Source organism: Pseudomonas sp. LBUM1643 (assembly GCF_059716215.1).
Window position 1 is genome coordinate 1,149,213 of record NZ_CP166813.1, and the last position, 18,254, is coordinate 1,167,466.

An 18,254-nucleotide genomic window follows, 5' to 3' on the forward strand; every position below is an offset into this window, starting at 1 on the left:
CCTCATTCCACCTGTCCAGGCATTGCGCGCCGCGGCGGCCTTACCCTCGGTGCTTCGTGGCCCGGTGCTTTGTTCCCAAGGTCGCCATTGCCGGATCAGCTCCGCCTGCCGCGCCCGTCGCTCGGGCGTCCAACCGTTCGCCATGCTCAACCTCCAATAGTTCGTTCTGCGCTTTTTTGGTTTTCCGCGTGCGCGCGGGCTTCTCTTGAATACCGTTATTGACCTGGACCTGATTGCCGATGTTCGCCTGCTTCACGAAAGCGACCTGCTTGGGGGTTTTAAGTTCGCCCAAGGTCTGCAAGGTCGCCCGGGCCTGGTTCTGAGCCTTAAGTGCGAGACGCATGTAGGACTCAAGCCCGCCCATGTTTTTAGACGACAGTGCACGACTCGCAAGATGCACGAATAGAGCATCCAGAGAGTGCGCTTGCGATACCAGCATGTCTTCTGCTCGGCTCATGTCGCCGCGGTTGATTGCAGTCGTCTGCCGACCCAGTTCGAGGACAGCCTCGAGGAACGACGTCTTGCCGAGCAGGTTACTGCTGACAAGCAATGCGGCGTTCTTGCACTCCGGAGTCAGGTAATTACGGGCATTGGCCCGTTCCTCATTCTCCTCAATGGCAAACTCCACTGACGGGGCATCGTTCATTTGCTCGTCTCCATCTGGGTGTTGTTATAACGCTGGCGCAGATCAACGCCAGCCGGACAGTAACGGCCGGTTGCCGCATGGCAGGCGCGGCAGCTCATCAGATGGTTGGTGTGTGCCGCATCGGCCTCTCGCCATGCCTGTGATGCCTTAGCTGCGGTGTGGATGATGTGCTGCGGCTTAACTTCCTCCACGGTGTGGATCTCGGCCGTTTGCTCAACCCGCTGCGGCCGGTTGATCCACGCCGGGCTAACGTGGATCGTGTCGGCCACCAGCACGACGTCCGCATCGGCCAGCTCGGCAAGGTCGTGCGGCTCCAAATGCCCCTCGTCCAGCAGTACAGCAGGATGGGTGCCGAGCAGACGCGCGACACGAGGCAGCCAGAGGCTCGACGGAGTAGGTTTAGACGATGGCGTGGCGAGTGTGCCGATTAGCGCCTTGACGATCTCCGCCTCGGAGAGAGGACGCTCGAAGCCTGGGACTGCAACTACCGCCAACAGGGTATCGCCGTGCTGCTGATGAGCCTTTTGTTTTGTAATAGCGGTGTCGATATCGCCGCATGCTTGCACCACGTACCCGTTGGCCAACACCAGCAGGTGCAACCAGCAAAGGGTCGGATCATTAGCCGCATTCAGTTCGGCAATGAGCTCGACGCGGTGCTTGCATACATAGAGTCGGTCGGCATCCGTGATGCGGTCAGCGGGGCGCAGGCGAAGTTTATCTCCGTTGTGCTCGGCGGTGAGGCCGGCCCGGAGCAGGTAGTCCAGGGCGGCCACGATCAAAACTCCTCAAAGTCGACTGCAGGCGACTTGGCATGCTGTCCGTTCTGTGTCCGGTTTTCGTCCGCTTCCCGTCCGGTTTGTCCGGTATTAACGATCTTCAGACTGTCCGTCCGGTCCGGTTCCATTAAGGACTGCAGGACAGGACGGACAAGAAATACATGTGCACCGTCGATTCGGATTTGCTGACGATCAGTCAGCGTGTTTTTGACATCGTGAAACCGCTGGCGAGAAATTTCGGCTTCTTCACACTTCGCTTTCCATGCGTCAAGTGTGATGAGTACCGGGTGATCCTCCCGGCCCTGGCTATTCAACCGTTGGGCGATCTCCGCGTGCATCTGCTCGAGCGTTTCCAGCGCAGCCTTTTGCTGCTTACCCAACTTTGCCAACACTGGCGCTGCTGGTGCTGTGTACCCAGTCAGACGCAGCGCGGCACCGCTGATCAGGCTGCCACTGTCGTCGCGCACTGATACTCCGACCAGTTCGAAGGCAAGTGAGGACGGCTCTTCTGCATCCTTCATCTTGCGCGGGATCAGTCGAACCAGGTTGTCTTCGTTGCTGCGGCTCACTTCGAATTCAGCATCTGCAGCACCTTTCAGTGCCGACGATCCGCGTGCGCCTCGCTCGCCATCCTTGCCGCTGTGGTGGACGATCAAGACAGTGGCCTTCCAGTGCCGACGCAGTGCGTCAACGTTGCGGATGAAATGCCCCACGTCAGTTGCGCTGTTTTCGTCGCCTCCGAAATTACGGGCCATGGTATCGATCACAATCAGCACCGGGGATTCACCAGTAGCTTCGGCAATCTGCTTAACCGCTTCTGCCACTTTTGCAGCATTTTTTTCGCTGGACAGATCCGTAGGGGCCTCTGATACGAACAGCAGTTCCGGCAAGGCAGTGTCGTTATGCTGCGCCCATGCGTGAAGGCGCCGAGCGATACCGTTGTGACCTTCCCCTGCGATGTAAATTACAACTCCCGGTTTCACCAAATGGCCGTGGAATGGCATGCCGCTAGCAATACAGCAAGACAAGTCCAAAGCAACGAACGATTTCCCCTTACCGGGAGGGCCGTACATCACCGTGAGTGCGTCTTCCTCGATATAGCTTTTAACCAGCCAGGCAACAGGCTTGATTGGCATATGGCAGGCCGCTACAAAACGGAAGTTGGGAGTGCTGATCTGCTGCTGGCGCTGTGTTGCCCACTGGTTGTGGTAGGGATCTTTTATTTTCGCACTCATGCTTTCAACTCCAAGCCTGCCAAGCGATCACGCGCCAGCTCGAAGCGATGGCGATCCTCTTCAGACAGTTCTGCACCTTGGGCGATTAGGGATTGGCCAATGAGGTGGACCATATGCTCACGCTCGATGGCAGCTCTGCTCGGACCCAGTCGACGTGGCTTGCTGCCGCAATCAGGGAACAGGTCGCGCAACTCCAGCTCGACGGAGGCGAGGATCTCGGTCACCGAACAGCCGACCCAGCACTTCACCAACAGCTTCCCGTCCTCGACCTCTGTGATATGCAGGCTGGGAGTCTTGTCATCATGTGCCGGGCAGCGAGCCGTCCACTTACCCGATTTCACTTGGCGAACTTTGTCGAGGAGTGGCAAAAGTTTGTCTGCAGGCTTCATTCAATTACTCCTCGGAGATGAAGTCGAAGCGCTGCAGGGAGTTACATGCGGACTTATTGGTGCTGGCAGCCTTCTTCACTTCGACTACCTCACGCATTTCAATGCGTTTGCGTACCCATTCCTGGACTTCAGACAGAACGAAACCCACGGGTGCGCCACGGGACTTACTGTCGCTCAGTTGAACGGGGCGAGGAAACGTGGGGTCGTCTTTGAGACGTTTGTAGATGGTCGGCCGAGCAAGGCCGGTAATGGCTGCCAGATCGGGCATCCGGATGATGGTGGTGCCGGAGTCGAACGGAAGGCTGGCCGCGCGGCTTGCTGCTTTGAGGGGTTGGGTGTTGTGCATATCTGTTTCCCGCCATTGATTGAGACGGGAGCAGACTGATGACTTAAACGGGCTAAAAAAATCCCCTCAACGTGCCGGATATGGGGATATCCGGCACGTAAAAGGGGTTATCCGATACGGTTAAGGGGTTTTACGGCGGCGACCTGCTAAACGGGCGTAGTGCGGTGCTATTGGTTTGATCCAGTCCGCCACGCGTCCTATGGCTGGAAGATCCGCAGTTCCCTCTCGCTTCAAAATATCCATGACCAGTTTGGCCATGTCCGTTACTCGATACTCCTGCCCGGTGTCGGCTTGCCATATTTGACTTGCGATGGTTTTGGCGCGTTCAACAATAATCGATTTCTTCCTATTGGCTTCCAAGAATGGACGCGCTTTCTTGAACTCGGATTCACTAGACCTGAAGATCAAATCTTCAACGGCGCGGACCCCTACCAAAATTATTGCTGTAGCGCTCCCCATGATCAATTCTTCACTTTCCGGGTGCTTCTCCAGCAGCAAGGTCAAGTTCACCAAGGAACGACCAAGCATCTCAGCGGTCTTTTCTCGATCCTCCCCAGACAGGTGCTCGGTCATACTCGCTGCGAAAAGCGCTAGATCCTCAATTTGGATGCGTTCGTTATTTTTTTTGATTTCCTCAAATCGTTCTGCGGCTAAATCATGGCTCTCTTTGACTGACCTATATGTTGGCGGTATGTATTCGTCTTTCAATCTCATCGCTTCCAGCGGCAACGCATTAATTTCGGCTGAAAGTGCTCGCGAGTACCCACACTTCGCCCCCTCCCAAAGGGCCGCCGAATTGCACTATTCCTACGTTCTCAGAGCAATGCCGGAGGTCGACTGATTGGATGCGGTATATCCAAGCAGCGTTGTATGTAGTCTATATCTGTCTATGGGCCATAGGGAAGGTCGGCAATCAACGCACTATGCTTTTTTGTTGAACTGGCCTTGCACCACGTTGCCGGCGGCTAGCGTGTCCAAGTGGTCGGCGTACCACTGCATCATGGTCGTGCGTTGCTCAAGGTACTGGGCCTTGTTGTAGATGCCGGAGATGCCCTCCTCCTTGTGTGCCAGTTGCGCCTCAATGTGATCTTTTTGCCAGCCGTTTTCGCGCAATAGGGTGCTGGCAGTGTGGCGGGTGCCATGTCCGACCAATCGACCTTTGTACCCAATCCCGGCGAATACTTTGTTGATTGTGTTTTCACTGATTGTCGGGTTTTTCGGTCCGACGCCGGGGAACAGCCAGCGGCTACGGCCTGTCACCCTGTGCAGTTCGCGTAGGGCATCGATCGCCTGGCTGGGCAGGGGGACCACATGATCCCGGCGCATCTTCATCTTGGCGGCGGGTGTCGTCCAAGTGGCGACATCAAAGTTTACTTCCGCCCACTCCGCCAGCCGCACCATTCCGGGCCGGGATGCTGTCCAGATGCAAAGCCATGCAGCGGTCTTGGCAGGCAGGCGGCTAGTTGTAGATTTCAATGCCCGGATGAACTCTGGCAGTTCGGGCTCCAGTAAGTGCGGGTGTTGCTGAGTCTTGGGGGCGGGTGCAGCAATATCGCGCAGCCTGCTGGCCGGATCGTTCTCCGTCAGCCCTAGGCCAATGGCCCGTCCAAATATCTGATTTATCCAAGTGCGACACTTCTCGGCAACGTTATGAGCGTTGCGCGCTTCGAGTGAGGCTTGCAGGGCGGCGCAGTCGGTGCGGGTGATTTCGTCCAACTGCATGTCACCCAGAGCAGGGAGTATGTCCTTCTCCAGATAGGTGCGGATCTTACTCAGGGTGGAGTCGGCCAGCCCTTTATCGACTTTGGCCTTAAGCCAGCCATCCGCCGCTACGCGGAATGTCCGGGTTTTGGCAGCTACAGTGGCAGCCTTGGTGGCGAGCTTTTGTTCCTGTGGGTCAATACCGTCGCTGATTAGTTTCCTCAGCTTGTCCGCTTCCTCGCCAGCGCGCTTAGCGCTCACTTCGGGATAACTGCCTAACCCCATCCACGCCCATTTACTTGCCGCGTTCTTGTATCGGAGCTGCCACGATTTGCCGCCATTCGGCTTCACCCGAAAGTAAAGCCCGCGCTCATGTAGTTCTCGATATTCCTGTGTGTCTGGCTCAAGACTGCTCAGTACGGTATCAGCCAACGGGCGGCGCTTGATATCGGAACGCTTCATGATCTGTATCCCAGAGTTAGGGCTTTTTCTGAGGATACAAGGTGGGATACACGGAGGGAAGAGATAAGGTGAGATAGGGAGATACAGTCAGAAACAACAAAGCCCGCACTAGGCGGGCTTCGTGTGCTGTTTCGTGAACTGTCTGAGACAGCTAGAAACATATGGTTGGTGCCCCGAGGGAGACTCGAACTCCCACTTCTTGCGAAAACGGATTTTGAATCCGCCGCGTCTACCAATTCCGCCATCAGGGCTCAATGGCGGCGAAGTATAGAGATGAGATTACCGTTGGTCAATCATGTACATAGAGAATTTTCACTATTTCGGCTAGACTTCCGGCCCCTGCTAGACGAACCCCATCATGCGCGTTGCTGACTTTACTTTCGAACTCCCTGATTCGCTGATTGCTCGCCACCCTTTGGCCGAGCGTCGCAACAGTCGCCTGTTGACCCTTGATGGGGTCAGCGGCGCCCTGGCACACCGTCAATTCACTGATTTGCTCGAGCATTTGCGCCCGGGCGATTTGATGGTGTTCAACAATACCCGGGTGATTCCGGCACGGCTGTTTGGCCAGAAAGCGTCCGGCGGCAAGCTGGAAATTCTGGTGGAGCGGGTGCTGGACAGTCATCGCGTGCTGGCCCATGTGCGTTCCAGCAAGTCGCCCAAGCCTGGGTCGAAGATCCTGATTGATGGCGGTGGCGAAGCCGAGATGCTGGCGCGTCACGATGCGTTGTTCGAGCTGGGCTTCACTGAGGAGGTGTTGCCGCTGCTCGATCGCGTCGGGCACATGCCGCTGCCTCCTTATATAGACCGCCCGGATGAAGGCTCGGACCGCGAGCGTTATCAGACGGTGTACGCCGAGCGCCTGGGCGCGGTGGCGGCGCCGACGGCAGGGCTGCATTTCGATCAGCCGCTGATGGAGGCGATTGCCGCCAAGGGCGTCGAGACCGCGTTTGTGACCTTGCACGTGGGTGCGGGCACGTTCCAGCCGGTGCGCGTCGAGAAGCTTGAAGATCACCACATGCACACTGAATGGCTGGAAGTCGGCCAGGATGTGGTGGATGCGGTGGCTGCGTGCCGCGCTCGCGGTGGTCGCGTGGTGGCGGTGGGGACCACCAGTGTGCGTTCCCTGGAGAGTGCCGCGCGTGATGGCGTGCTCAAGCCGTTCAGTGGCGACACCGATATTTTTATTTACCCTGGCCGACCGTTTCATGTGGTCGATGCCTTGGTCACCAACTTCCATTTGCCTGAATCCACGCTGTTGATGCTGGTTTCGGCATTCGCCGGTTATCCCGAAGCCATGGCTGCCTATAAAGCAGCGGTGGAGCATGGTTACCGCTTTTTCAGCTACGGTGATGCGATGTTTATCACCCGTAATCCTGCGCCGACTGCCCCTAAAGAATCGGGCCCTGAGGAAACTGTATGAGTCGTATGTCGTTTGAACTGCTGGCCACCGACGGCAAGGCTCGTCGCGGTCGTTTGACCTTCCCGCGCGGTACCGTCGAGACCCCGGCTTTCATGCCGGTGGGCACGTATGGCACGGTCAAGGGCATGCTGCCGCGTGATATCACCGCCACTGGCGCGGAAATCATTCTGGGCAACACGTTCCACCTGTGGCTGCGTCCTGGCACTGAAGTGATCAAGAAGCACGGCGACCTGCATGACTTCATGCAGTGGAAAGGCCCGATCCTGACCGACTCCGGTGGTTTCCAGGTGTTCAGCCTGGGCGCGATGCGCAAGATCAAGGAGGAGGGCGTGACCTTCGCCTCTCCGGTTGATGGCGCCAAGGTGTTCATGGGCCCGGAAGAGTCGATGCAGGTTCAGCGCGACCTGGGCTCGGACATCGTGATGATTTTCGACGAATGCACGCCTTACCCGGCTGACGAGGACGTGGCGCGCATTTCCATGGAGCTGTCGTTGCGCTGGGCACAGCGCTCGAAAAACGCGCACGGCGACAATACGGCGGCGCTGTTTGGCATCGTTCAGGGCGGCATGCACCAGGATCTGCGCATGCGCTCCCTGGAAGGCCTCGACAAGATCGGCTTCGACGGCCTGGCCATCGGCGGTCTGTCGGTGGGCGAGCCCAAGCATGAAATGATCAAGGTGCTGGATTACCTGCCGGGCCTGATGCCGGCTGACAAACCTCGTTACCTTATGGGCGTTGGCAAACCTGAAGATCTCGTGGAGGGTGTGCGCCGCGGTGTGGACATGTTCGATTGCGTGATGCCAACCCGTAATGCCCGCAATGGGCATCTGTTCATTGATACAGGCGTGCTGAAGATCCGGAATGCGTTCCATCGCCATGATGATTCGCCACTGGATCCGACCTGCGATTGCTATACCTGCCAGAACTTCTCCCGCGCTTATCTGCATCACCTGGACAAGTGCGGCGAAATGCTGGGGAGCATGCTCAATACCATCCATAACTTGCGTCATTATCAAGTGCTTATGGCTGGTTTGCGCGAGGCTATTCAACAGGGTACATTGGCCGCCTTTGTCGATGCCTTCTACGCCAAACGCGGGCTACCCGTTCCGCCTTTGGACTGAGTTTTCTGACCCCAAGATTCAACATTTGCAACTGGAGTGCTAAATGAGCTTTTTTATCTCTAATGCCATGGCTGACGCTGCTGCACCGGCCGCTGCCGGCCCAATGGGCGGCGGCTTTGAGTGGATTTTCCTGGTCGGCTTCCTGGTCATCTTCTACCTGATGATCTGGCGTCCACAGGCCAAGCGCGCCAAAGAGCAGAAGAACCTGCTGAGCAGCCTGCAGAAAGGCGACGAAGTTGTGACCACCGGTGGTATCGCCGGCAAGATCACTAAAGTGGCTGACGATTTCGTGGTTCTGGAAGTTTCCGACACCGTCGAAATGAAGTTCCAGAAAGGCGCCATTGCCGCCACGCTGCCAAAAGGCACGCTGAAAGCGATCTAAGTTTCAACTTCTACTCAATCGACGGGGCGCGCAAGGCGCCCCGCGTCATAAGCGGGCGGCGTGATGCTGAACAAATACCCTCTGTGGAAATACATTCTGATCCTGGCGGTGCTGGCGGTCGGTCTGATTTATTCCGCTCCCAATCTATATCCTGATGACCCGGCCATTCAGGTCAGCGGTGCAAGCACTGCGCTGCAGGTCAATCAGGCTGATCTGGACCGTGTGAGCGCTGCGCTCAAGGAATCCGGGATCAACGTCAAGGCTGCCACGCTGGCTGCCAATGGCAAGGGTGGTCTGATTCGTCTGACCAAGGCTGAAGATCAGCTACCTGCCAAAGACGTCGTGCGCAAGGCATTGGGTGATGACTACGTCGTTGCACTGAACCTGGCACAAACCACTCCACAATGGCTGCGCAGCCTGGGCGCGCACCCGATGAAGCTGGGTCTGGACTTGTCCGGTGGTGTGCACTTCCTGCTCGAAGTGGACATGGACAAAGCCCTCGACGCACGCCTGAAAGTCTACGAAGGCGACGTCAAGAGCCTTCTGCGTAAAGAGAAGCTGCGCTATCGCAGCCTGCCGCAACTCAACGGTGCCATTCAGCTGGGTTTCAGTGATGAAGCTTCCCGTGAACAGGCCCGTGCGCTGATCCGCAAGAACTTCAACGATTTCGACATTGTTCCGGCCGACCTCAATGGTCAGGCGGTACTGCGTCTGGCGATGACCCCAGCCAAGCTGGCGGAAATCCGCGAATACTCCATCAAGCAGAACTTGACCACGGTACGTAACCGCGTCAACGAGCTGGGTGTTGCCGAACCGATCGTTCAGCGTCAGGGCGCCAACCGCATCGTGGTTGAGCTGCCAGGCGTGCAGGACACTGCAGAAGCCAAACGTATCCTCGGCAAGACGGCCAACCTTGAGTTCCGTCTGGCTGCAGAGCCGGGTGCTTCGAAAGCGACCTCCGAAAGCTTCGAGTTCCGTGAAGGCAATCGTCCGCCAGCACAGATCGAGCGTGGCCTGATCATCACCGGTGACCAGGTGACTGACGCCAAGGCTGGCTTCGGCGAGCAGGGCACGCCAGAAGTGAACATCCGTCTGGATGGTCACGGTGGCGAGCTGATGAGCCGCGCGACGCGCAGCAACGTCGGTCGCAGCATGGCGGTGATCTTCATCGAGCAGCGTCCGGTTACCACCTACACCAAGCAAATGGTTAACGGCGTCGAGAAAGACGTGCCGGTCCAGACGTTCAAAGAAGAGAAGCGGATCATCAGCCTGGCGACCATTCAGTCGCCGCTGGGTGCTCAATTCCGCATCACTGGCCTGAACGGCCAGGGCGAATCGTCCGAACTGGCGCTGCTGTTGCGTGCCGGTGGTCTGGCGGCACCGATGTACTTCGCTGAGGAGCGCACCATTGGCCCGAGCCTGGGTGCGGACAACATCACCAAAGGTATCGATGCATCGCTGTGGGGCATGCTGTTCGTCTCGCTGTTCATCATCGCCATCTACCGCTTCTTCGGCATCATCGCCACCGTCGCACTGGGCGTGAACATGGTGCTGCTGCTGGCCCTGATGTCGCTACTGGGTGCCACACTGACCCTGCCGGGTATCGCCGGTATCGTGTTGACCATGGGTATGGCGGTCGACGCCAACGTACTGATCTTCTCGCGGATACGTGAAGAGATCGCGGCGGGCATGACGGTACAGCGGGCAATCAACGAAGGCTTCGGCCGGGCGTTTACTGCGATTCTCGACGCCAACCTGACCACGTTGCTGGTCGGCGGGATTCTCTTTGCGATGGGCACCGGCCCGGTCAAAGGCTTCGCAGTGACCATGTCCCTCGGGATCTTTACCTCGATGTTCACGGCCATCATGGTGACCCGCGCGATGGTCAACCTGATCTTCGGCGGTCGTGACTTCAAGAAGTTGTGGATTTAAGGGGCTGCCATGTTACGTACAATCAACTTCATGGGCGTTCGCAACTTCGCGTTCGGCGTCACATTGTTTCTTACTGTACTGGCGTTGTTCAGTGTCGCCACCAAGGGCATGAACTGGGGTCTGGACTTCACCGGCGGTACGCTCATCGAGCTGACTTACGAGCGTCCGGCCGATGTCACCAAGGTGCGTGAACAGCTGGTCACCTCGGGCTATCACGAGGCAATCGTGCAGAGCTTCGGTGCGACGACTGATCTGCTGGTGCGTATGCCAGGTGAGGACCCTCAATTGGGTCACCAGGTGGCAGAAGCGCTGCTGAAGGTCGGCGGTGACAACCCGGCGACGGTCAAGCGCGTCGAGTTCGTCGGCCCTCAGGTCGGTGAAGAGCTGCGCGACCAGGGCGGCCTCGGCATGCTGATGGCGCTGGGTGGCATCCTGATTTACCTGGCTTTCCGCTTTCAGTGGAAGTTCGCGGTCGGCGCCATCGTATCCTTGATCCACGACGTGATCGTGACCATCGGTATTCTGTCGTTCTTCCAGATCACCTTCGATCTGACGGTGCTGGCGGCGGTACTGGCGATCATCGGTTACTCGCTCAACGACACTATCGTGGTATTTGACCGGGTTCGAGAGAACTTCCGCGTGCTGCGCAAGGCCAACCTGATCGAGAACATCAACATCTCGACCACGCAAACCTTGCTGCGGACCATGGCGACGTCGATCTCCACCTTGCTGGCGATCGCGGCACTGCTGTTCTTCGGTGGTGACAACCTGTTCGGCTTCTCCATCGCCCTGTTTATCGGTGTTCTGGCGGGTACCTACTCGTCGATCTACATCGCGAACGTGGTGCTGATCTGGCTGAACCTGAGCAGCGAGGATCTGATTCCTCCTGCGGCAACCGAGAAGGAAGTCGACGACCGTCCATAACGGTAATCGCTTCCAGTGGTCTGCCAAAAAAGGCGCGAGTTGAACTCGCGCCTTTTTTTATGCTCCAAGGCTGGGAGAAGCGCGGGCATTGTCCCGCATGTGATGGTCAGGAGGTTCATGTGAACAAGTCGTTGCTGGTTGGTGCGGTATTGGGTGCTGTCGGTGTAACTGCCGGGGGTGCTGTTGCCACCTACAGCCTGGTTAAAAGCGGCCCTGAGTATGCGCAAGTGCTAGCCGTTGAACCGGTCAAGACACAAATCAAAACGCCACGTGAAGTGTGCAAGGATGTCGCTGTAACCCGGCAAGCGCCGGTAAAAGATCAACATCAGATCGCCGGTACCGTGGTCGGTGCATTGGCTGGCGGTCTGTTGGGTAACCAGATCGGCGGCGGCACCGGCAAGAAGATTGCTACGGTTGCAGGCGCGGTCGGCGGTGGTTACGCCGGTAACAAGGTCCAGGAGGGTATGCAGAATCGCGATACCTACACCACGACCCAGACTCGCTGTAATACAGTGAATGACATCAGCGACAAAGTTGTCGGTTATGACGTTCGTTATTCGCTGGATGGCAAGGAAGGCAAAGTGCGGATGGACCGTGATCCGGGCAACCAGATTCCGGTCGATAAGGAAGGTAAGTTGATTTTGTCGCAGAATGAGCCGGGTCAGTAAATAGCTGAAATTCAGATTCAAAAAGAAGCACCCTGCGGGGTGCTTTTTTTGTGAACGCTTTTCAGGAATCACCACAATGCCTAGTCCTGAAATAGTCTTGCACCTATTTCACCCTAACTCCCGATGCACCACCGAATTGGGGTAGAACCTCAACCCATTGTAGGAGCTGTCGAGTGAAACGAGGCTGCGATCTTTTGAGCTTGTTATAGAGAAAAGATCAAAAGATCGCAGCCTCGTTTCACTCGACAGCTCCTACAGGTGTTGAGTCATTCCGGAAGTGAAGGCATAAAAAAAGCACCCCGAAGGGTGCTTTTCTATGGGCGCTTGCTTAGCGTTTCAGCGAGGCCGGCAGGTGCGGCTGGATCGCCGTCAGTACTGCCTTGAAGCATTTGGTGTTGCCGGCAACGATGTGACCTTTTTCAAGGAAGTCGTGACCGCCGGTGAAGTCGCTCACCAAACCGCCGGCTTCCTGAATCAGCAGGGCGCCTGCAGCCATGTCCCACTCGGACAGGCCCGATTCCCAGAATGCGTCGAAACGACCGGCCGCTACGTAAGCCAGGTCCAGGCTTGCCGAGCCGGCGCGGCGGATGCCGGCGGTCTGGCCAACCAGGGCGCGGAACATGCCCAGGTAGTTGTCGAGGTTGTCCATCTGGTCGTCACGGAACGGGAAGCCGGTACCCAGCAGGGCGCCGTCAAGGCTGGTGCGACCGCTGACGCGCAGACGACGACCGTTCAACTGGGCGCCACGGCCACGGCTGGCAGTGAATTCTTCCTGGCGAACCGGGTCCAGAACAACGGCGTGTTCCAGGCGGCCGCGATATTTGCAGGCAATGCTGACTGCAAAGTGAGGAATGCCGCGCAGGAAGTTGGTGGTGCCGTCCAGAGGATCGATGATCCACAGGTACTCTTCGCCTTCGATTCCGCTACCGGCGTGCATGCCGGTTTCTTCACCGCGAATCGAGTGATTCGGATAGGCCTTGCGCAGTGCGTCGATGATTTTCTGTTCGGCGGCGCGATCCACCTCGGATACATAATCCTTGGCGTCTTTTTCGTCGACCTTGATGGTATCCAGGCGCTCGATGGAGCGGAAGATCAATTCACTGGCGCTGCGGGCGGCGCGCAGCGCGATATTCAGCATGGGCTGCATGGATGTGTCACCTAAGGTTGTTAAAGAAAGCCGGGCATTCTATCAGAAAGTTTCTTCAGGTGAAGGACGACGTTCGCTTTCGTAGCTTAACGGTAGGTCTCGCTGTAAGATTCGGCTCCCCTTTATTGTGTTCGAGAGCGCCTCCCTTGTTGCAAAACATTCGTGTCGTCCTGGTCAATACCAGCCATCCCGGGAATATCGGCGGGGCTGCGCGTGCCATGAAGAACATGGGCCTGACGCGGCTGGTGCTGGTCGAACCGCGGTTATTCCCGCACCACGAGGCTGATGCCCGGGCCTCCGGCGCCGGTGACATCCTTGAAAACGCGCAAGTCGTCGCCACCCTGGAAGATGCCTTGGTCGGCTGCAATCTGGTACTGGGTACCAGTGCTCGCGACCGGCGTATCCCCTGGCCGTTGCTCGATCCCCGTGAGTGCGGTGTGAAAGTGGTCGAGGAAGCCGGGCAGGGTGCTGAAATTGCCTTGGTGTTCGGTCGTGAAGATTCCGGCCTGACCAATGAAGAGCTGCAGCGATGTCATTATCACGTGCACATCCCATCAGACCCTGAGTTCAGTTCGCTGAACCTCGGGGCAGCGGTGCAAGTGTTGAGCTATGAAGTGCGCATGTCCTGGCTCGCGGCCCAAGGTCAGCCGAGCAAGGTCGAGAAGGAAGAAGTGGCCTCCGTCAAAAGCGCTGAGCTGGCGACCATGGATGAGCTGGAGCGATTCTATGAGCACCTGGAGCAGACCCTGGTGGCCATCGAATTCCTCGATCCGGAAAAACCGCGGCACTTGATGGCGCGCCTGCGCCGGTTGTACGGACGAAGCTCGGTCAGCCGGGCGGAAATGAATATATTGCGTGGCATCCTCACGGAAACCCAGAAAGCGGCCCGTGGTGAGCTTCTAAAGCGGAAGGATTAATGATGTTCGAGCGTTTGCGTGAAGATATCCAGAGTGTTTTCCATCGTGATCCGGCGGCGCGTAACGCATTTGAAGTCCTGACCTGCTATCCCGGCATGCACGCTATCTGGATCCACCGCCTGTCATCGGCGCTGTGGGGGATGGGCTGGAAGTGGTTGGCGCGCCTGGTGTCGAACTTCGGTCGCTGGTTGACCGGAATCGAGATCCATCCGGGGGCGAAGGTCGGGCGTCGTTTCTTTATTGACCATGGCATGGGCATTGTCATCGGTGAAACTGCCGAGATCGGCAACGATGTCACGCTTTATCAGGGCGTAACCCTGGGGGGCACCAGCTGGAACAAGGGCAAGCGTCACCCGACACTGGAAGATGGTGTTGTGGTCGGGGCAGGCGCCAAGGTCCTCGGGCCTTTCACTGTGGGTGCGGGTGCCAAGGTGGGCTCGAACGCGGTGGTGACCAAAGCTGTGCCGGCTGGAGCGACTGTTGTCGGTATTCCGGGGCGGATCATCGTCAAGTCCGATGAAGAGCAGGATGCCAAGCGCAAGGCCATGGCCGAAAAGATCGGTTTTGATGCCTATGGCGTTGGCGAAGACATGCCGGATCCGGTGGCGCGGGCCATCAATCAGTTGCTTGATCACTTGCAGGCAGTTGATGGGCGTCTGGAGGGGATGTGCGGGGCGTTGAAGGATCTGGGCAGTAATTACTGTGCGAAAGATCTGCCCGAGCTGCGTGAAGAAGATTTCGCGTGTGTGAAGGACAAGGATCAGCAGGCAGGCTGACACCTATGTAGGAGCTGCCGAAGGCTGCGATCTTTTGATCTTGAATAGCAAAATCAAAAGATCGCAGCCTTCGGCAGCTCCTACAGGGGTCGTATTCAGGAAGCTGCGGTGCGCCAGCCGGTGTGCCATTAGGCCGCAGACCCTGCTATGATGCGGCCGCTCTTTTGCGGGTAATCCTGACTAAAGTACTAGGTCTTATAGTTGACTTAAATACTCGGGAATTGCATACTCGCCCCATTCCGAACTCCGTGGTAATTGTCCATGAGACTGACTACAAAAGGCCGATACGCCGTGACCGCCATGCTCGACCTGGCGTTGCACGCGCAGCACGGGCCGGTGTCCCTGGCCGATATCTCCGAGCGCCAAGGCATCTCCCTGTCCTACCTTGAACAGCTTTTCGCCAAGTTGCGTCGCAGCAATCTGGTCTCCAGCGTTCGTGGTCCGGGCGGCGGCTACCAACTGTCCCGCGACATGCAGGGCATCCAGGTCGCCCAGGTGATCGATGCAGTAAACGAATCGGTCGATGCCACCAAATGCCAGGGCCAGGGTGATTGCCATCAAGGCGACACCTGTTTGACCCACCACTTGTGGTGCGATCTGAGCTTGCAGATTCACGAATTTCTGAGCGGTATCAGCTTGGCTGATCTTGTCACTCGCCGTGAGGTACAAGAAGTAGCCCAGCGTCAGGACCAGCGCCGTTGCAACAGCAAGGCGCCACGCCTGGACAAGATTGAAGCGTCCGCCGTCGAATGACAGCCAAAGAGCTAGCGGCACGCCAGCCAGCCTGATTTAGGAGATAGTCCATGAAATTGCCGATTTACCTTGATTACTCTGCAACTACCCCGGTTGATCCGCGTGTTGCGCAAAAAATGAGTGAATGCCTGCTGGTCGACGGAAACTTCGGTAACCCGGCGTCCCGTTCCCACGTGTTTGGCTGGAAAGCCGAAGAGTCCGTCGAAAACGCTCGTCGTCAGGTCGCTGACCTGGTCAACGCCGATCCGCGTGAAATCGTCTGGACCTCCGGTGCCACCGAATCCGACAACCTGGCAATCAAGGGTGCGGCCCATTTCTACGCCACCAAAGGCAAGCACCTGATCACCACCAAGATTGAGCACAAGGCTGTCCTCGACACCATGCGCCAACTGGAGCGTGAAGGTTTCGAAGTCACCTACATTGAGCCTCGCGATGATGGCCTGGTGACGCCTGAGATGGTTGAAGCTGCCCTGCGTGACGACACCATCCTGGTTTCGATCATGCACGTGAACAACGAAATCGGCACCGTCAACGACATCGCCGCTATCGGCGAGCTGACTCGCTCGAAAGGCATCCTGTTTCACGTCGACGCCGCTCAGTCCACTGGCAAGGTCGATATCGACCTGTCGAAGCTGAAAGTCGACATGATGTCGTTTTCTGCCCACAAGACCTACGGTCCTAAAGGTATCGGCGCGCTGTACGTGAGCCGCAAGCCGCGAGTTCGCATCGAAGCGACCATGCACGGTGGCGGTCATGAGCGCGGCATGCGTTCCGGCACACTGGCGACCCACCAGATCGTTGGCATGGGTGAAGCCTTCCGTGTAGCCAAAGAAGACATGGCTGCGGAAAACATTCGCATCAAGGCCCTGAGTGACCGCTTCTTCAAACAGGTCGAAGGCCTGGAAGAGCTGTACATCAATGGCAGCATGACCGCCCGCGTACCGCACAACCTGAACCTGAGCTTCAACTACGTTGAAGGCGAGTCGCTGATCATGGCGCTCAAGGATCTGGCGGTTTCGTCCGGTTCGGCCTGCACCTCGGCTTCCCTTGAGCCTTCGTACGTACTGCGCGCCCTGGGCCGCAACGACGAACTGGCACACAGCTCGATTCGCTTCACCTTCGGCCGTTTCACCACCGAAGAAGAAATCGATTACGCCGCGCAGAAAGTCTGCGAGGCCGTCACCAAGCTGCGCACTTTGTCGCCGCTGTGGGACATGTACAAAGACGGTGTCGACATTTCGAAAATCGAGTGGGCGGCACACTGATTTCAAGTCGCCGCAAACCAGCCCTGCGCATCCCTGGATGGCAGGGTTCAAGAGCGACTCTCTGATGAGTGAGGATTAAGAATCATGGCTTACAGCGAAAAGGTCATCGACCACTACGAGAACCCGCGCAACGTCGGCAAGATGGACGCGCAAGACCCAGACGTCGGCACCGGCATGGTCGGCGCACCGGCGTGCGGTGACGTGATGCGTCTGCAGATCAAGGTCAACGAGCAAGGCATCATCGAAGACGCCAAGTTCAAGACCTATGGCTGCGGTTCGGCAATCGCTTCCAGCTCCCTGGCGACCGAGTGGATGAAAGGCAAGACTCTGGATGAAGCAGAGACCATCAAGAACACTCAGCTGGCTGAAGAACTGGCCCTGCCGCCAGTAAAAATTCACTGCTCCGTACTTGCCGAAGACGCTATCAAAGCGGCTGTTCGCGACTACAAGCAGAAGAAAGGCTTGATCTAAGCATTGGGCGACGAGTAAGGAGTCAACGATGGCTATCAGCATGACAGAAGCGGCTGCTCGGCACGTGCGACGCTCCCTTGACGGGCGCGGCAAAGGTGAGGGGATTCGTCTGGGTGTTCGCACCACGGGCTGTTCCGGCCTTGCCTACGTGCTGGAGTTTGTCGACGAGGTGGTTGCAGAGGATCAGGTGTTCGAAAGTCACGGCGAGAAAGTGATCATCGACCCCAAGAGCCTGTCCTACCTGGACGGCACCGAACTCGATTTCGTCAAGGAAGGGTTGAACGAAGGCTTCAAGTTCAACAATCCCAACGTACGCGGTGAATGTGGCTGCGGCGAAAGCTTCAACATCTGAGGCTGCTCGTGGGTACTCCTTGTCATTTCGCTTTATTTGAACTGCAGCCGAGTTTCCGTCTGGATCTCGAGCAGTTGGCTACGCGCTACCGAGAGTTGGCGCGCGGCGTTCATCCGGACCGCTTCGCAGACGCTTCCGAGCGCGAGCAGCGGCTGGCGCTAGAGCAATCCGCGAGCCTCAACGAGGCCTACCAGACGCTCAAAAGTCCCCCAAAGCGCGCGCGATACCTGCTCGCCATGGGTGGTCGCGAGCTGCCGCTGGAGGTCACGGTGCATGATCCGGGTTTTCTTCTGCAGCAAATGGAGCTGCGTGAAGAGCTCGAAGACCTGCAAGACAGCGCCGACGTGGCGGGTGTTGCAGTGTTCAAGCGTCGCCTGAAGTCCGCCCAGGATGAGCTGAACGATAGCTTCGCAGCCTGTTGGGATGATGCAGCGCAACGTGAGCAGGCCGAACGCCTGATGCGGCGCATGCAGTTCCTCGACAAGCTCACCTACGAAGTGCGCCAGTTAGAAGAGCGCCTCGACGATTAACCCAGTGCCGCTCCGGTCGCACGCCTGATATACAGATA

Annotated in this window: 20 protein-coding genes, 1 tRNA gene and 1 pseudogene; 13 read left to right on the forward strand and 9 right to left on the reverse strand. The window is 57.6% G+C overall.

Going from position 1 to position 18,254, the window contains the following annotated elements; genetic code table 11:
- Positions 1 to 40 precede the first annotated feature (40 nt).
- From ACA063_RS05035 to ACA063_RS05070, 8 genes and pseudogenes are all read right to left on the reverse strand, one after another.
- Positions 41 to 646, reverse strand: a complete 606-nt coding sequence (locus tag ACA063_RS05035) for a hypothetical protein (protein ID WP_224787685.1) — start codon at positions 644 to 646, stop codon at positions 41 to 43.
- Positions 643 to 1,419 (reverse strand): hypothetical protein, encoded by a 777-nt coding sequence (locus tag ACA063_RS05040; protein ID WP_497665016.1) that lies wholly within the window; start codon positions 1,417 to 1,419, stop codon positions 643 to 645. The genes ACA063_RS05035 and ACA063_RS05040 overlap by 4 nt, the downstream gene beginning before the upstream one ends.
- Positions 1,420 to 1,421: 2 nt before the next feature.
- Positions 1,422 to 2,657 (reverse strand): AAA family ATPase, encoded by a 1,236-nt coding sequence (locus ACA063_RS05045; RefSeq protein ID WP_497665017.1) that lies wholly within the window; start codon positions 2,655 to 2,657, stop codon positions 1,422 to 1,424.
- Positions 2,654 to 3,046 carry a virulence-associated protein E gene (locus tag ACA063_RS05050; protein ID WP_497665018.1) on the reverse strand — a complete coding sequence of 131 codons (393 nt, stop codon included), beginning with the start codon at positions 3,044 to 3,046 and terminating at the stop codon, positions 2,654 to 2,656. The genes ACA063_RS05045 and ACA063_RS05050 overlap by 4 nt, the downstream gene beginning before the upstream one ends.
- A 91-nt stretch (positions 3,047 to 3,137) precedes the next feature.
- A pseudogene (locus tag ACA063_RS05055) lies at positions 3,138 to 3,314 on the reverse strand (helix-turn-helix transcriptional regulator); the annotation flags it as partial.
- A gap of 198 nt (positions 3,315 to 3,512) precedes the next feature.
- On the reverse strand, positions 3,513 to 4,100 hold the full coding sequence (locus ACA063_RS05060; protein ID WP_150580196.1) for a hypothetical protein: 588 nt from the start codon (positions 4,098 to 4,100) through the stop codon (positions 3,513 to 3,515).
- A 213-nt stretch (positions 4,101 to 4,313) separates the two neighbouring features.
- Complete coding sequence (locus ACA063_RS05065) at positions 4,314 to 5,555, reverse strand: tyrosine-type recombinase/integrase (protein ID WP_150580197.1); 1,242 nt, start codon at positions 5,553 to 5,555, stop codon at positions 4,314 to 4,316.
- A gap of 166 nt (positions 5,556 to 5,721) precedes the next feature.
- Positions 5,722 to 5,806 (reverse strand) — tRNA-Leu (locus ACA063_RS05070).
- Positions 5,807 to 5,913: 107 nt separating this feature from the next.
- On the opposite strand from ACA063_RS05070, the gene queA reads away from it, so the two are divergent.
- The 6 genes from queA to ACA063_RS05100 all read left to right on the forward strand — a co-directional run bounded on the left by queA (position 5,914) and on the right by ACA063_RS05100 (position 12,005).
- Positions 5,914 to 6,978: a tRNA preQ1(34) S-adenosylmethionine ribosyltransferase-isomerase QueA gene (gene queA / locus ACA063_RS05075; protein ID WP_194691279.1), complete on the forward strand. Its 1,065-nt coding sequence runs from the start codon at positions 5,914 to 5,916 to the stop codon at positions 6,976 to 6,978.
- Between the two features lie 5 nt (positions 6,979 to 6,983).
- Complete coding sequence (gene tgt / locus ACA063_RS05080; protein ID WP_162438289.1) at positions 6,984 to 8,099, forward strand: tRNA guanosine(34) transglycosylase Tgt; 1,116 nt, start codon at positions 6,984 to 6,986, stop codon at positions 8,097 to 8,099.
- Positions 8,100 to 8,142: 43 nt separating this feature from the next.
- The gene (gene yajC / locus ACA063_RS05085) at positions 8,143 to 8,481 is read left to right on the forward strand and encodes a preprotein translocase subunit YajC (protein ID WP_007916913.1); all 339 of its coding nucleotides are present in this window, start codon (positions 8,143 to 8,145) and stop codon (positions 8,479 to 8,481) included.
- Between the two features lie 63 nt (positions 8,482 to 8,544).
- The gene (gene secD, locus ACA063_RS05090; RefSeq protein WP_497665019.1) at positions 8,545 to 10,413 is read left to right on the forward strand and encodes a protein translocase subunit SecD; all 1,869 of its coding nucleotides are present in this window, start codon (positions 8,545 to 8,547) and stop codon (positions 10,411 to 10,413) included.
- A gap of 9 nt (positions 10,414 to 10,422) precedes the next feature.
- Positions 10,423 to 11,337: a protein translocase subunit SecF gene (gene secF, locus ACA063_RS05095; RefSeq protein WP_497665020.1), complete on the forward strand. Its 915-nt coding sequence runs from the start codon at positions 10,423 to 10,425 to the stop codon at positions 11,335 to 11,337.
- A gap of 119 nt (positions 11,338 to 11,456) precedes the next feature.
- Positions 11,457 to 12,005, forward strand: a complete 549-nt coding sequence (locus tag ACA063_RS05100; RefSeq protein WP_497665021.1) for a glycine zipper 2TM domain-containing protein — start codon at positions 11,457 to 11,459, stop codon at positions 12,003 to 12,005.
- A 328-nt stretch (positions 12,006 to 12,333) separates the two neighbouring features.
- Here the strand turns inward: ACA063_RS05100 and suhB are convergent, their stop codons facing one another.
- Positions 12,334 to 13,152, reverse strand: a complete 819-nt coding sequence (gene suhB / locus ACA063_RS05105) for a type III secretion system regulator SuhB (protein WP_162438244.1) — start codon at positions 13,150 to 13,152, stop codon at positions 12,334 to 12,336.
- 146 nt (positions 13,153 to 13,298) lie between these two features.
- Between suhB and trmJ the strand changes: the two genes are divergently transcribed.
- The 7 genes from trmJ (at position 13,299) to hscB (ending at position 18,216) form a co-directional block, all read left to right on the forward strand.
- A complete protein-coding gene (gene trmJ, locus ACA063_RS05110; protein ID WP_162438245.1) occupies positions 13,299 to 14,069 on the forward strand; it encodes a tRNA (cytosine(32)/uridine(32)-2'-O)-methyltransferase TrmJ in 771 nt (256 codons plus the stop codon).
- 2 nt (positions 14,070 to 14,071) lie between these two features.
- Positions 14,072 to 14,845 (forward strand): serine O-acetyltransferase, encoded by a 774-nt coding sequence (gene cysE / locus ACA063_RS05115; protein ID WP_497665022.1) that lies wholly within the window; start codon positions 14,072 to 14,074, stop codon positions 14,843 to 14,845.
- 261 nt (positions 14,846 to 15,106) lie between these two features.
- A complete protein-coding gene (iscR, locus tag ACA063_RS05120; protein ID WP_007903581.1) occupies positions 15,107 to 15,598 on the forward strand; it encodes a Fe-S cluster assembly transcriptional regulator IscR in 492 nt (163 codons plus the stop codon).
- 50 nt (positions 15,599 to 15,648) lie between these two features.
- Complete coding sequence (locus ACA063_RS05125; RefSeq protein WP_162438247.1) at positions 15,649 to 16,863, forward strand: IscS subfamily cysteine desulfurase; 1,215 nt, start codon at positions 15,649 to 15,651, stop codon at positions 16,861 to 16,863.
- An 84-nt stretch (positions 16,864 to 16,947) separates the two neighbouring features.
- Positions 16,948 to 17,334 carry a Fe-S cluster assembly scaffold IscU gene (iscU, locus tag ACA063_RS05130; protein ID WP_003185157.1) on the forward strand — a complete coding sequence of 129 codons (387 nt, stop codon included), beginning with the start codon at positions 16,948 to 16,950 and terminating at the stop codon, positions 17,332 to 17,334.
- A 28-nt stretch (positions 17,335 to 17,362) separates the two neighbouring features.
- Positions 17,363 to 17,686 (forward strand): iron-sulfur cluster assembly protein IscA, encoded by a 324-nt coding sequence (gene iscA, locus ACA063_RS05135; protein WP_028620147.1) that lies wholly within the window; start codon positions 17,363 to 17,365, stop codon positions 17,684 to 17,686.
- A gap of 8 nt (positions 17,687 to 17,694) precedes the next feature.
- On the forward strand, positions 17,695 to 18,216 hold the full coding sequence (gene hscB, locus ACA063_RS05140; RefSeq protein ID WP_497665023.1) for a co-chaperone HscB: 522 nt from the start codon (positions 17,695 to 17,697) through the stop codon (positions 18,214 to 18,216).
- The last annotated feature ends 38 nt before the right edge of the window (positions 18,217 to 18,254 follow it).